11 protein-coding genes are annotated in these 13,493 nt (G+C 67.8%); 7 read left to right on the top strand and 4 right to left on the bottom strand.

The features are described 5' to 3' along the window. Positions 1-9: 9 nt before the first annotated feature. A complete protein-coding gene (locus tag H1R19_RS02695) occupies positions 10-498 on the bottom strand; it encodes a LytR C-terminal domain-containing protein (RefSeq protein WP_188331114.1) in 489 nt (162 codons plus the stop codon). Between the two features lie 47 nt (positions 499-545). Next, the gene (locus H1R19_RS02690) at positions 546-911 is read right to left on the bottom strand and encodes a nucleoid-associated protein NapA (RefSeq protein ID WP_188331113.1); all 366 of its coding nucleotides are present in this window, start codon (positions 909-911) and stop codon (positions 546-548) included. Between the two features lie 253 nt (positions 912-1,164). Between H1R19_RS02690 and H1R19_RS02685 the strand changes: the two genes are divergently transcribed. The 5 genes from H1R19_RS02685 (at position 1,165) to H1R19_RS02665 (ending at position 6,096) form a co-directional block, all read left to right on the top strand. Continuing rightward, positions 1,165-2,037: an esterase/lipase family protein gene (locus tag H1R19_RS02685; protein ID WP_188331112.1), complete on the top strand. Its 873-nt coding sequence runs from the start codon at positions 1,165-1,167 to the stop codon at positions 2,035-2,037. Positions 2,038-2,057: 20 nt separating this feature from the next. Beyond that, positions 2,058-2,666, top strand: coding sequence for a peptide deformylase (locus tag H1R19_RS02680; RefSeq protein WP_188331111.1), 609 nt, complete (start codon positions 2,058-2,060; stop codon positions 2,664-2,666). Positions 2,667-2,681: 15 nt separating this feature from the next. Beyond that, complete coding sequence (locus tag H1R19_RS02675) at positions 2,682-3,734, top strand: N-acetylglutamate synthase, CG3035 family (protein ID WP_219850505.1); 1,053 nt, start codon at positions 2,682-2,684, stop codon at positions 3,732-3,734. Next, entirely contained in the window at positions 3,734-4,522 is a 789-nt protein-coding gene (locus H1R19_RS02670) for an exodeoxyribonuclease III (RefSeq protein ID WP_188331109.1), read from the top strand. Before H1R19_RS02675 ends, H1R19_RS02670 begins: the two co-directional genes overlap by 1 nt. 335 nt (positions 4,523-4,857) lie before the next feature. Further along, positions 4,858-6,096, top strand: a complete 1,239-nt coding sequence (locus H1R19_RS02665; protein WP_219850504.1) for an HNH endonuclease — start codon at positions 4,858-4,860, stop codon at positions 6,094-6,096. A 148-nt stretch (positions 6,097-6,244) separates the two neighbouring features. Here the strand turns inward: H1R19_RS02665 and H1R19_RS02660 are convergent, their stop codons facing one another. Continuing rightward, complete coding sequence (locus H1R19_RS02660) at positions 6,245-6,994, bottom strand: siderophore-interacting protein (protein WP_188331107.1); 750 nt, start codon at positions 6,992-6,994, stop codon at positions 6,245-6,247. Positions 6,995-7,036: 42 nt separating this feature from the next. Next, positions 7,037-8,686: a long-chain-fatty acid--ACP ligase MbtM gene (gene mbtM, locus H1R19_RS02655; protein WP_219850503.1), complete on the bottom strand. Its 1,650-nt coding sequence runs from the start codon at positions 8,684-8,686 to the stop codon at positions 7,037-7,039. A 366-nt stretch (positions 8,687-9,052) separates the two neighbouring features. On the opposite strand from mbtM, the gene H1R19_RS02650 reads away from it, so the two are divergent. Then, the gene (locus H1R19_RS02650; RefSeq protein ID WP_219850502.1) at positions 9,053-12,874 is read left to right on the top strand and encodes a non-ribosomal peptide synthetase; all 3,822 of its coding nucleotides are present in this window, start codon (positions 9,053-9,055) and stop codon (positions 12,872-12,874) included. Beyond that, complete coding sequence (locus H1R19_RS02645) at positions 12,871-13,479, top strand: GNAT family N-acetyltransferase (protein ID WP_188331104.1); 609 nt, start codon at positions 12,871-12,873, stop codon at positions 13,477-13,479. Before H1R19_RS02650 ends, H1R19_RS02645 begins: the two co-directional genes overlap by 4 nt. Positions 13,480-13,493 lie beyond the last annotated feature (14 nt).

Genomic DNA, 13,493 nt, shown 5'->3' with positions numbered 1-13,493 from the left:
CGACGCGGCTCACGAGCCGCTGACCGCAGTCACCATGATCACCGGGATGCCGCCCTTGCAGCGGGTGAAGCTCGAGGGTCGTTCCTCGACGGAGACCTCGCCGCCGAGCGCTTCGGCGACCTCTTGTGCCTGACCCCTGTCGGCTTCGGCGTCGTAGAAGACCGTGTTCTCGCTGAAACCGCCGGCGGTGTAGTTGCCGGGCTGCGCCATCTGGTAGCCCTTGGCCTTGAGCAGGTCGGTCACGTCCGCGGCCAGGCCGACGACCTGACCGGCGTTGATCACGCACACCCGCTTGCCGGTCGAGGCCGGTGTCGACGACGATGCGGCGGAGGTCGAGGGGGTCGGCGACACCGTCGAGGCGGCCTCACCGGCCTGCGGATCGTTGCCCGCGGTCGCCGCGGAATGCCAGCCGAGTCCGATGAAGACAATGGCAACGGCGAAGAGCAGCATCGCCCCCGCGCGGAGCGGCAGGCGATTGGGCTCACGGTCTGCATTCATCACCGACGACCTTAACGCACACGGAGAGGGCGACCGGGGTCAGCGTCTCAGGTGACCTCGAAGCCCAGACGGCGCGCGGCACGAGCCTTCTGCCGCGACGCCCGCAGACGACGAAGACGCTTGACGAGCATGGGATCCGCGGCCAGCGCCTCCGGCCGGTCGACCAGCGCGTTGAGCACCTGGTAGTACCGCGTGGCGGACAGGCCGAAGAGTTCCTTGATGGCCTCTTCCTTGGCCCCGGCGTACTTCCACCACTGGCGCTCGAACGCCAGAACATCGTGTTCGCGGCGCGTCAGGCCGTCAGCACCCACTTCGTGCGGGTCCGGCGCGGCCCCCGCCGTGGCGTCGGATGTTCCGTTGTCGGGGGTGGGTTGCTCGCCCTGCTTCTGGCTACGCGCAGCTGCGCTGTCCATCTCACTCCCTCACCGATAAATCTCGACGACCCTCACACCACCGCTGACGTGCGCCGATCGAAGTGGATTGCGGGGCAATCGTCCCCGACGCAGCGAACAAATGACAACGGTGTGGTTCGCAGCCAATCTAACCACGGCTGCCCATCGGATCGCGCTGTGACTCGCCACGGCGCGAAGTCGGCGAACACATCGTGACCGCGCCCACTGTTAGCGTTGCCTGACCACTCCAGGTCTACTTCGCGGGGGTAATCGGATGGGTACAGGCACGTCGCGGTGCGGCACGGGACGCCGTGCACTCGTCAGGAGCTTCACGAGGGCCACCCTTCCGATGGCGATGGCGATGGCGATGGCCGCCCTGTCGCTGCCGGCCACCCTGTTCGCCGCACCCGTCCAGGCCGCGCCCGGCAAGCGGATCGTCGTGATCGTTCCCGGCCAGCAGCTCTACGCGGGCGATCGCCAGAACGAGGAGACCTTCCGCCCCTTGGCCGATGCCGTTCGCGCAGCCGGCCACACGGTGATCTACGCACACGCCGGCGGTCGGGACGTCGAGTCGGACGCCCACCTGATCGACAGGGTCATCGACGCGGTCGCCGGGAACGCGGAGTTCATCGGCATCGTCGCCCACAGTGCGGGCGGTCTGGGCGCGCGGCACTACCTGAAGTTCCTCGGCGGTTCCGCCGTCGTCGACGAGTACGTCGCGATGGGCACGGCGCAGTACGGCTCACCTGGTGGGTGTTCGCAGCCGCGAGACGCCGGTTACGACACCTGCATGTACGCCGATGCGATCACCGGGCTCAACCTCGGTCCCGACGCCCCCGGGCCCACCCGCTACTCGGTGGTGCAGAGCGACGGCGAGTGGGCCGACGGCCGGCTCGACGGGACACCGCAGTGCCGGACATATTCGCCGGTACCGCTGGCCAACACAGGTGTCGATCACGCCATCGAGATGCGTGACCCGACGATCATCTCGGGGGTCGTGACCTCGCTGCGCGGTGAGTGTGCCGGCCGGGTCGTCACCGACCGGGTCGACGGTTTCGGTTGGCAGTCCACGCTGTTCCCGGGTATCCCCGGCGCGGCGGGTGACGCCATCCGCGACGCCGTACCCGGCGTCGTTCCTGCGCCCTGAGCAGCGCTAAGGTGATCGCCATGGCGATTCTCCCGATCTGCATCGTGGGCGAGCCGGTGCTGCACCAGCCGACCACCCCGGTCCCACTCGACGCGGACGGCCGTCCCTCGGATGAGGTCATCACCCTCCTCGACGACATGTACGAGACAATGGATGCCGCGCACGGCGTCGGTCTGGCCGCCAATCAGGTGGGCGTCGGCTCGCGCATGTTCGTCTACGACTGCCCCGACGGCGATCGCACCGCGACGCGCCGCCGCGGCGAGGTGATCAATCCGGTGCTCGAGACGTCCGAGATCCCCGAGACCATGCCCGATCCCGACGACAACGACGAGGGCTGCCTGTCGGTGCCGGGTGAGCAGTTCCCCACCGGCCGCGCCGACTGGGCCCGCGTCACCGGCGTCGACCGGACCGGCGCCGAGGTCGTCGTCGAGGGCAACGGCTTCTTCGCCCGCATGCTGCAGCACGAGGTCGGCCACCTCGACGGTTTCCTCTACGTCGATGTCCTCGTCGGCCGCAACGCACGTGCCGCGAAGAAGGCGATCAAGAGGAACAACTGGGGCGTGCCGGGTCTTTCGTGGTTGCCGGGCACTGTCGAGGATCCGTTCGGCTACGACGACGAAGACGACTGACACCCCAAGGATGTCGTGAACGTTCCGCTGTCTGGTGCAGTCGTCGGCGACCGCGTCGTCGTGCGCTATCTGCGCGGCGAGGCGACGCCCGCGGACTGGCGCGGGAATCCCGATGCCGCACAGTCAGATGTGACAGGCGTGTTGATCGACGACACCGACCCGCTGCGGCTCCGACGGAACGGCGAGGACGTCTCGATCCCGGCGGGCGCCATCACCTCGGTGCGCCTGCTGTCGGCGAAACCGGTGCGCAACAGCGAGATCCGCTCTCTGGAGCATGTCGCTGCCCGCTCCTGGCCCGGTGTCGACACGGACTGGATCAGCGGTTGGTTCGTCCGCGCCGGGCACGGTTTCAGCCGGCGCGCCAATTCCGCTGTGCCGCTGGACAGGTCCGCACATCCGGACGCGACCACACTGCGCCGGATCGACCGGTGGTACGCCGACCGGGGCCTCCCTCCCCTGATGGCCCTGCCGGAGAGGTTGATGCACCCCTCGACCGTCGCCGGCGTCGAGGGGATCGAGGTGCAGATGCTGACATGCGACACCGCGATGCTGCGCGAACGCCTCGCCCACCCGGGTTCCGGCCGGGTACGGATCGCTGAGCGGCCCGATGACGACTGGCTCGCCGCATACGCCGGCGAGCGCTCCGCTCACACCGACGTCGACGCCGTGCGAGCCGTGGTGACCTCGGGTGAGCCACCCCTCGCGTTCGCGAGCATCTCCAATTCGCCCGGGGCGGGCCCGGTGATCGACTCGAACGGAACGAACCCGGCGGGTCTCGCGGCGATCGGCCGTGGGGCGGTGACCGAATCCTCCGACGGCAGGCGGTGGTTGGGGCTGTCAGCACTGTGGACCGACCCGGCGCGGCGTCGCACCGGACTGTCCGCCGCGGTGGTCGCCGAGCTCGTGGCGTGGGGCGTCGAACAGGGCGCCGACGCCGCCTACCTCCAGGTCGAGACGACCAATCGTCCGGCCGGAGCGTGGTATCGCCGGCTCGGTTTCGGTCTGCACCACAGCTACCGTTACCTCACTCCCGGCATCCCGCCCGCCGACTCCGAGGGGGATCGCTGATGAGGATCGCCACATGGAACGTGAACTCCATTCGCGCACGATCGGAGTCGGTCGTCGCGTGGGCGGAGAACGCCGGCGTCGACGTCCTCGCGATGCAGGAGACCAAGTGCCATGACGACGCCTTCCCGCTGATGAGCTTCCTCGCCGCCGGATACGACGTCGCCCACGTCGGGCAGGGTGCCTACAACGGCGTCGCGATCGCATCGCGGGTCGGGCTCGACGAGGTCGAGATCGCATTCGACGGGGTCCCCACCCAGCTTGTCGACGGACAGCCGATCCGGGAGGCCCGCGCGATCTCCGCACGGTGCGCGGGAATCCGGGTGTGGAGTCTGTACATCCCCAACGGTCGAACCCCCGACGACCCGCACTACACCTACAAACTCGCCTGGCTCGACGCGCTGAGCAGTCACATCGCATTACGTATGGCCCACGACCCGGCGGCCGAGACCATGCTCGCCGGCGACTGGAACGTCGCACAGACCGATGACGACGTCTGGGACCGGGAGTATTTCGAGGGACGGACCCACGTGACGGCCCCGGAACGCGCTGCCATACAGGCATTCCTCGACGGCGGGCTCGTCGACTCCGCGTTGCCGTACGCCCCTGGATACACGTTCTGGGATTACACGCAGCTGAGGTTTCCCCGCAACGAGGGCATGCGCATCGACTACGCCCTGTGTTCGCCCGCGCTCGATACCCGCGTGATCGGTGCGCAAGTCGACCGAGACGCCCGAAAAGCCAAGGGCGCCAGCGACCACGCACCGGTCGTGTTCGACCTCGCCGATTGACGTCGACGCCGGCCCGGTCGGCCCCGGAATCGCGGGGACGACGGGCCGCGCGTTGCCCTACCCACTTCGGCGAACGTCTCTGTCGCCCCGCCACCTTCTTGCCCGGTTCCGCCGATCGCCCGAATTCACCCGAGGAGATGAATCTCCGTCTGCGCAGTGGTGCGCCTTCTGACAATTCCAGGCCCGTTCCTGTTGCAGTTGGTTACTCCTGTGACGAAAACGGACAAATCGAAGGTGTTTGTCTCACTTCCTGAGATTCTGAACCTGCTGTGGCGCAACGGATTCCCTGTGGATAGGTGTGGTGATCGCCGAGATGTTTCGATTACCTTGGAGTCATGCCCGATCTCAGCCATCTTCTCGACTCGCTCATCGAGTTGGAATTGCCCGCGGACGACTTCACCGGTCGCGCGACGTTCACCGAACTCGACATCCTGCGCCTGATGCGCAACGCGCTCGAGCACCAGATCGTGGTGCGCGCAGCCGAACTCGCACGATTGCGCGTTGCCGAACGCAGCCACTCGACACTGCCGAAACTGTTGATCGAGATGGGATTCGCACCCGCGGTCGCTGCACGCATCGTGCGTATCGTCGACGGGCTGGGCCGGTTGCCGAAGGTTGCCGGTCACGCCGCCGATGGCCGCCTGTCTGCCGAGATCGTCGACGCCGTTGTACGCGGCATGACGCACATCGAGAAACGTTCCCCTACAGAGCGCTCCGACGACGAGGTGTCGGCTTTCGAGACCGAACTGCTCACCCAGGCGCTGTCTGGGGCCACGCCCGCCGAAGTGCTGGCGCGAGCACACACACTCGGCAACATTGTCGCCGACGCCGACGGCGGGATTCCTGCCGCCGAGGACCGCGCACTCAACAGCGTCTCTCATACCCTCACCGACGACGGCCGCGTGGAGATTGCCGCTGACCTCACCCAGGTCATCGGGGAGAAGTTCATCGCCATGATCGACGAACGTTCGATTCCTCGCCCCGAACCCGACGGCGCCGAGGATCGCCGCTCACCCGAACAACGACGCGCCGACGCTTTCGAACTGATCCTCGACCACGCCGTACTCGGTGCCACCATCGACACCGCCGGAGCACCACGCACCCAACTGATCCTGACCATTCCTGCCGAGGCAACCGACCTGGGTGCGTTGCCGTGGACCGGGACCATCACCGACGCCACCGCCCGCTCACTCTCCTGTGACGGAACGCTGACCGAAGTCATCATCGACGCCGACACCGTGCCACTGCAGATGGGGCATGAGAAACGGATCTTCCCGCCTCACCTGCGCAAGGCTGTCGTCATCCGGGACCGATGCTGCATCAAATGCGGTGCCCCACCGTCACATACCCAGGTACACCATCTGCGACATTGGGCCGACGACGGGGACACGTCCCTCGATAACGGATGTCTGCTCTGTCAGCGCTGCCACACCCAGGTCCACCACAACGGCTGGGACGTCGTCCTCGGATTCGACCGGCATCCGTGGCTCATCCCACCGGTCGACATCGACCCACAACGCCGACCACTGCCCGCCTACAACCGCCGCACCATGCGACTCGACGACGCCGCCTGACAAACCACCACTCTTGCGGCAATTTGAACCGCATACCGGACCATACTGCCGCAACAAGCGGCCCCGAAACCGGGACCGCGCACGATCATTGACAACTCCACAGCGTGAGGTTCGCGGGCCTGGGGCCGGGTCACCGAAGTGGCCTCGATCAGGCGAAGGACTTGCCGACTATCCAGTAGGCCTGCGATTTCAGCGACTTCTTGGGCAACCCGTAGTCAGTTTTGAATACTCCGCACACCGCCCGGGTGGACACCGAATCCAATGCGACCCAACCGAAGTGCCCATGTGCGTCGAAGGCCGCGGAACGAACCGCGTCGACGAGGGCCGCGCCGTCACGTTCTCGTGAGATCCAGTGAACGGTGTCCTGTTCGCGTGCGCGCAGCGGAAGGGTCTTGTCGCTCTCGTGCTGATACTCGAACCAGATGGTGGCGCCGGCATCCGATGTCTCGCCGATGGCGTCGAGCAACGAGTTGACGGCCGGGAGCGAGGCAGTGTCTCCTGCGATCAGCCAACCCACCGGTGCGGGTTCGGGTATCGCGAACTTCGAGCCCATCAGTGTGGCGGCGATGGTGTCGCCGGGTTGCGCCTGCTGCGCCCACCGCGCGGCCGTGCCGTCGTGGATCGCGAACTCGACGGCGAACGTGTCGGTCGCCGGGTCGGGATCGACGAGTGTGTAGCCGCGTTGGTGCAGCTTGCCGGCGTCGGCGAACCAGAGCCGCACCCACATCGTCGGATGCGGCGCGACCGCGGTGAGCAGTCCCCCACCGGTGAACCACAGCCGCACATAGTGATCGGTCACCGGCTCGGTGGCGGCCACGGTGAAGGAGTAGTCGTCGGCGCCCATCAGTTTCATGACCGCGCCCTGCCAGCCGCGCCCCTTGGTCGAGACCGGATTCATCTGCGGTGCCTCCTCTACCGGGCTCGAACGTGCCGACCGCTCCTACTTGAACTCGCCGTTCTCGACCATCTGGCGGGTCTCGAGGCGGCGGATCTTGCCGGACGTGGTGCGGGGGACCGAGTCGGGCGCCACGAAGATCACCTCGGCGGGCATGATCCCGCACGCCGACGCGACCTCCGAGATGACCTCGGCGCGGGCCTTGTCCTGGTCCGCACCCTTGTACTCGGCGAGGATCACCAACCCGGGACGCGCCGATCCCTCACCGCGCGCCATCGCGACGACGCCGCCGCGTCGGACGCCCGCGACCTCGGCGGCAGCTCGCTCGATCTCGATCGGGAACAGGTTGCGTCCGGCGACGATGATGACTTCCTTGGCACGCCCACAGATGACCAGCCGGTCATCGACCAGGTAACCGAGATCTCCTGTCGAGAACCATTCGCCCGGTGCGAGATCGGTGTCGCCGAGGTAGCCGCGCATCATCGACGCCCCGCGAATTTCCACGTGCCCGACGGCGCGGCCGTCGATGACCGGGACGTCGACGTTCGGCTCGACGATCCGGATCTGCATGCCCCCCAACGGCTTCCCCAGAATCGCATAGCGGCGCCGGATGGGCTCGCCACCGCCGGGCGGGGTGAGGGTGACCTCGTCGTAGTGCGCACCCTCACCGACGGCCGGCATCGTGACCGCGCAGGCGGATTCGGCCATGCCGTAGGCGGGCGCGGCGGCCGACGGGTCGAATCCGAACGGCGCCGTGGCCTCGAGGAATTTGTCGAACGCATCGGCGTCGATGGGCTCACCACCGCTGATCGCCACTCGCAGGCGGGACAGATCGATGTCGCGCAACAACTTTCCGTAACGACCGAGAATGTCGTAGGCGAAGTTGGGTGCCGCGGTCACCGTCGTCTCGGTCTCGGTGAGCCATTGCATCCACTTGAACGGCGCGGCCGCGAAAGCCGTGTTCGGTACGATGTAGGTCGAGATTCCCGTCGTCATACCTGCGAGCAGGAACATGAGCCCCATGTCGTGGTAGAGCGGCAGCCAACTGAAACCGGTGTCGCGGGTGCGGTGGAGGCCGAGGCGACTGACGAGCTCGATGGCGTTGGAATACACCGCGGACGCGGGGAGCACAGCGGTCTTCGGTTCACCGGTCGACCCCGCGGTCCCCTGCAGGACGGCGACGGTGTTGCCGTTGACATTTCGCGCCACAAAGCCTGCGGTGTCGGCCGAGAGACCGTATTCGCCGGCCCGCGCGATCTTCAGCTGCCCGTCGACCTTCGTCAACAGATCCAGTTGCGACCCGCTGCCGAGCACGGTTCCGACGCCGATGGACACGAAACGGGTGTAGGTGTTCTGCGCCCAGCGCTCCTCGTCGGCGCCGCGGATCGGTCCGGGCAGGATGCTGACGGGTACGCCGGCGAGCCATGCGCCCTGGATCGAGGCGATCAGGTCCACGGTGGGGTCGCCGATCAAACCGAGTGCCAACGGCTCGTGGCGCTCGCTGTCGGCGAGAAGCTGGACCGCGACCTGCTCGGCGCGCAGGTGCACCTCACGCCATGGGGCCGTCACCCATTCCCCGGTGTCCGAGTCAAGCACGGAAAGACTGGTGTCCCCCGCGAGCATGGCCTCGCGCACCATCGCCGCCAGGGCATTGGTGGAGCCCGACTCTTCCAGGATCACGCTGTTCTGCGGCATTCTCGTTCCGTCCTCGCCATGGTGGTGGCGTCGGCCTGCGGGTCTTGGTGCGCTACCGAACACGTTCGGAGTGTCACCGACAAGTTGGTCTCGGCGAACGAAAACCGTTCGCGCCATTTGGGTAGGGTAGCCTAATATTCACCGGACACAAGCCTCGCCGTTCGAGCCGGCTGGTCCGTGATTCACGTCATTCGACGGAACCACAAGCGCTGACTTAGGCTAGCCTAACTCGCAACGGTCCCGAGGGCTCGGGGGATGTGGGCCCACGATATTGGGCGGAGCGACTAGTTAGTATAACCTACCCTAAATGCGGGTTCCCCAGGCCTGAGTAACCACGACCCCGATCTGCGAGAGGCGCCCTGGCTGATGGCCATGAATTCCCAGACCACGGACCTCGACACCCCGGCGCACATCCGCGCCGAGGTCGCCGCGGCCCTCGGCCTGTCGCCGGAGTCGATCGACCCCGACCAGGACCTCATCACCCAGGGACTCGACTCACTGCGCATGATGCGACTGGCCGGCACCTGGCGCAAACGGGGCATCGACATCGACTTCGCACGTCTCGCCGCCAACCCGACGATCAACGCCTGGGCCTCCCTGATCGGAACGTCATCCGCAGAGAACGGCGTCGCCGAGAACCCGAGCAGCGAGGCGCACACCGGTGCCGCGCAGCGCAGCGGCAGCACCCAGAGCACCGGTGTCCATGCCGACGACATCCGGGCGGAGGTCGCCGCGGCCCTCGGCCTCTCGCCGGAGTCGATCGACCCGCACCAGGACCTCATCGCCCAGGGGCTCGACTCGCTGCGCATGATGCGACTGGCCGGCACCTGGCGCAAACGGGGCATCGACATCGACTTCGCGCGTCTCGCCGCAGCGCCGAGCGTCACCGACTGGGCGACGCTGCTCGGCGGCGGCGCATCGACTCCCCCAGCCGAAGTACCCGCCACGTCTGAAACAGCCGATCCCGCAGCACCTTTCCCGCTGGCACCGATGCAGCACGCGTACTGGATCGGCCGGTCGAACAGCCACGCCTTCGGCAATGTCGCCGCCCACCTCTACATCGAGTTCGACGGCCGCGACATCGATCCCGGCCGATTCTCCTCGGCGATGACCGCACTGCTGGAACGCCACCCGATGCTCCGCGTGCGAGTACTGCCCGACGGCACCCAGCAGGTCGGGCCCGCACACCCGGAAGCCATTGCGGTACACGACCTCCGGTCGCAGTCCCCGGAGATGGTGGAGCAGATCCTGGCCGAGAAGCGCGCACACGGGACGCATCGCACCCTGCCGGTCGACGAGGGCGCCGTCATCCGGGCCGAGCTCAGCCTCCTCCCCGACGGGTGCACGCGTGTCCACCTCGACGTCGACATGATCGCGGCCGATGCCATGAGCTACCGGGTGCTCGTCGACGACTTCGCCCGCCTCTACCGCGGCGAGCGCCTCCCCGAGCTGGGGGTCACGTTCGCCACGATCACTGCCGACCGCACCGGCCGGGAGATCAGCGACGCCGACCTCGCCTGGTGGCGCGAACGCATCCCGCATCTGCCCGGTGCCCCCGAACTGCCCCTCGACGAGCGTGCCACGCGCGGCGAGGCCGAGCCGCACAGTGTGCGGCTACACCATTCGGTCTCCGCGTCGGACTGGAAGCGTCTCGAAGAGCACGCACATCGTCGCGGGGTAACGCCCGCGGCCGCGGTGGCCGCCGTCTTCGCCGAAGCCGTCGGCACCCATTCCGCGAGTCCACGCTTCCTGCTGACCGTCCCGTTGTTCGATCGGCCGCAGATCCACCCCGACGTCGAGCAGGTGGTCGGCGACTTCACCTCCTCGATCCTCATCGGCGTCGATCTCGGCGAGCGCGCCACCCTCGCCGAACGCGCCCGTCAGATGCGGACGTCGATGCACGAGGCCGCCGCCCACGGTTCGATGAGCGGCCTCGATGTGTTGCGCGAACTCAGCCGTGACCGTGGCGAACCGGTCGTCTCACCGATCGTGTTCACCAGCGCCCTCGGCCTCGGCGACCTGTTCTCGCAGCAGGCCACCGATGTCCTCGGCGACCCGTCGTGGATCGTCTCCCAGGGCCCCCAGGTACTGCTCGACGCCCAGGTCACCGAGGTGGCCGGCGGTCTGCTCCTCAACTGGGACGTGCGCGCCTCCGATCTCGAACTGAACACCGCGCGTGCGATGTTCGACTATTACGTGCTGCTCCTCGGACTGCTCGTCGACGGCGAGTGGGATGTGCCGGCGCCCGACCCGCTTCCCGCTGAGGTTCGCGCGCAACGCCTTTCGGTGGAGTCCGCACTACCCGAGACCGACACCTTCGACGGAACCCTGCACGGCACGGTGTTCGCACGCGCCGCCGAGCGCGCCGACGCGCCCGCCGTCATCACCGACGACCGCACCTGGACCCACGCCGAGCTCGCCGACGAGGCGCGCAGGGTGGCCGGCGCCCTCACCGCATCCGGGGTCCGCGCCGGCGACACCGTGATCACCCATCTCCCCAAGGGCGGCGATCAGGTCGTCGCTGCACTCGGTGCCCTGGCCGTCGGCGCCGCATACGTTCCCATCGCACCGACGCAACCCGCTGCCCGACGCGAGCGGATCGTCACCGTCGCGACGCCCGCCGCCGTCCTCACCCGCGACACCTCGTCCTGGATCGGCTGCGAGGCAAACGTTCTCGACATCACGGCCGCGCGCGGCGCGGCACCCGCCGACCCCGTCGAGGTCACCGGTGACGCGCTCGCCTACGTGCTGTTCACCTCCGGGTCCACCGGTCTGCCGAAGGGCGTGCAGGTGCCGCACCGCGCCGCGGTCGCGACCATCACCGACCTGGTCGACCGTTACGACCTGGGCGCCGATGATCGCAGCCTGCAGGTGTCGTCGCTGGAGTTCGATCTGTCCGTCTTCGACATCTTCGGACTGCTCGCCGTCGGCGGTGCCGTCGTGGTGCCCGGTGACGACGAGCAGACCAAGGTCGACGACTGGGCACGCCTGCTCACCGAACACTCGGTGACCGCGCTGAACTGCGTACCGTCGATCCTGGGCATGATCCTCGACATCGCCCCGCTGCCCTCGTCGTTGCGCATGGTCATCATGGGTGGCGACAAGGTCGACGTCTCGCTGCTCGATCGAGTCCACGCCCAGCTCCCGGACTGCCGTGTCGCGGGCCTCGGCGGTACCACCGAGACCGCGATCCACTCCACGATCTGTGAATCCGCCGACGTACCCGCCGGGATGGCGTTCGTGCCCTACGGGATTCCGCTGCGCGGCGTCCGTTGCCGCGTCGTCGACGAGACCGGTCGCGACCGCCCCGACCTCGTGCCCGGCGAGTTGTGGATCGGCGGTGCAGGGGTGGCCGACGGCTACCGCGGCGACCCCGAACGCACCGCCGACCGCTTCGTCGTCCACGAGGGCCAGAAGTGGTATCGCACCGGCGATCTCGCCCGCTACCTGCCCGGCGGATTCCTCGACTTCCTCGGTCGCGCCGACCACATGGTCAAGGTGCGGGGCTATCGCGTCGAACTCGGCGAGGTCGAGGCCGGCCTGCTCGGCCTGCCGGAAGTGGCTGCCGCCGTGGCCTGGTCGGACGGACGTGACCTGCGGGCGGCCGTGGTCCTCGCCGATTCGGTGGCCGCCGATCCGGTCACCGACGAAGCAGCTGTCCGCTCCGCCCTGGCGCACACGCTTCCGCCGCACATGGTCCCGCGCTCCGTCACCGTCCTGGACGCCCTGCCGCTCACCTCGAACGGCAAGTACGACCGCAAGGCGATCGCCGCACTCGTCGACACCTCAGACGATGCGGCCGACGCCGTGGCACCGCGCAATGCGGTCGAGGAAGCGCTGGTCCTGATCTTCGGCGAGGTCATCTCGGCCCGGCCGATCGGCGTCACCGACGATTTCATCTCGCTCGGCGGCGACTCGGTACAGGCCACCCGCGTGGTGGCACTGACACGGCGGTGGCTCGACGCCCCGGGACTGTCGGTGGCCGACATCTTCACCCACCGGACCGTCGCCGGTCTCGCCGACCGGCTCGTCGAACTCGACGGTCCGCGCGCGACACACGTCGCCCAGACGCTCCTCGACATCATGCAACTCACCGACGAACAGGTCGACGCCGAGATCGCGCGCGATCAGACGCAACGGACACCGGCGTCCACGGCAGCAGACATCACCACAGCGAAGGCACCATGACCACTTCTTCCGCACCCACCTACGACCTGAGCTCGGTCGAACTCGACGACGTGTCGCACGCCGCGACGGTCCACGGGTGGCTCACCCACCCCAAGGCCAAGTACTGGGACATGCTCAACAGCTCGGTGGCCGACGTGGAGAAGATGATCGCCGACACCGCCGCGGCCACCGCCGGAACTCCGTACGGGATGCGCCTGGGGTATCACGACGGTGTCCCGCAGTTCCTCTTCGAACTCTACGACCCCACCACGAGCGAACTCGCCGACCCCGCAAGCGGATACGTCCCGGCCGAGGGCGACATCGGCATGCACCTCCTGGTCGCTCATTCCGAGCAGTCACTGCCCGGCTTCACCGGCGCGGTGATGCTGCACATCATGCGGACCGCGATTCTCGAGGTCGGCGCCGCACGCGTGGTCGTCGAACCCGATGTCCGCAACACCGCAGTACACCGGCTGAACGCGAGCGTCGGCTTCCGCGTCGACGGCGACTACCCGGTCGGCAACAAAACCGCCCACCTCAGCTACTGCACGCGCGCGGACTTCCTCGAGGTCACCGACAACGGACAGTCCGTCGGCGCCGTCGAGGTCACGGATCTGGGGGCGTAAGACCGTTGACCATC

Origin of the sequence: Gordonia jinghuaiqii (assembly GCF_014041935.1) — a bacterium.
Taxonomy (GTDB): domain Bacteria; phylum Actinomycetota; class Actinomycetes; order Mycobacteriales; family Mycobacteriaceae; genus Gordonia; species Gordonia jinghuaiqii.
Note: the sequence above shows the minus strand (reverse complement) of the source record. Positions and strands in the feature narration are given on the sequence as shown.

What these genes read in the sequence shown, in the direction of transcription:
- H1R19_RS02695 (WP_188331114.1), bottom strand. Translation starts at nt 498, where the DNA reads ATGAATGCAGACCGTGAGCCCAATCGCCTGCCGCTCCGCGCGGGGGCG.
- H1R19_RS02690 (WP_188331113.1), bottom strand. Translation starts at nt 911, where the DNA reads ATGGACAGCGCAGCTGCGCGTAGCCAGAAGCAGGGCGAGCAACCCACC.
- H1R19_RS02685 (WP_188331112.1), top strand. Translation starts at nt 1,165, where the DNA reads ATGGGTACAGGCACGTCGCGGTGCGGCACGGGACGCCGTGCACTCGTC.
- H1R19_RS02680 (WP_188331111.1), top strand. Translation starts at nt 2,058, where the DNA reads ATGGCGATTCTCCCGATCTGCATCGTGGGCGAGCCGGTGCTGCACCAG.
- H1R19_RS02670 (WP_188331109.1), top strand. Translation starts at nt 3,734, where the DNA reads ATGAGGATCGCCACATGGAACGTGAACTCCATTCGCGCACGATCGGAG.
- H1R19_RS02665 (WP_219850504.1), top strand. Translation starts at nt 4,858, where the DNA reads ATGCCCGATCTCAGCCATCTTCTCGACTCGCTCATCGAGTTGGAATTG.
- H1R19_RS02660 (WP_188331107.1), bottom strand. Translation starts at nt 6,994, where the DNA reads ATGAATCCGGTCTCGACCAAGGGGCGCGGCTGGCAGGGCGCGGTCATG.
- mbtM (WP_219850503.1), bottom strand. Translation starts at nt 8,686, where the DNA reads ATGCCGCAGAACAGCGTGATCCTGGAAGAGTCGGGCTCCACCAATGCC.
- H1R19_RS02650 (WP_219850502.1), top strand. Translation starts at nt 9,053, where the DNA reads ATGGCCATGAATTCCCAGACCACGGACCTCGACACCCCGGCGCACATC.
- H1R19_RS02645 (WP_188331104.1), top strand. Translation starts at nt 12,871, where the DNA reads ATGACCACTTCTTCCGCACCCACCTACGACCTGAGCTCGGTCGAACTC.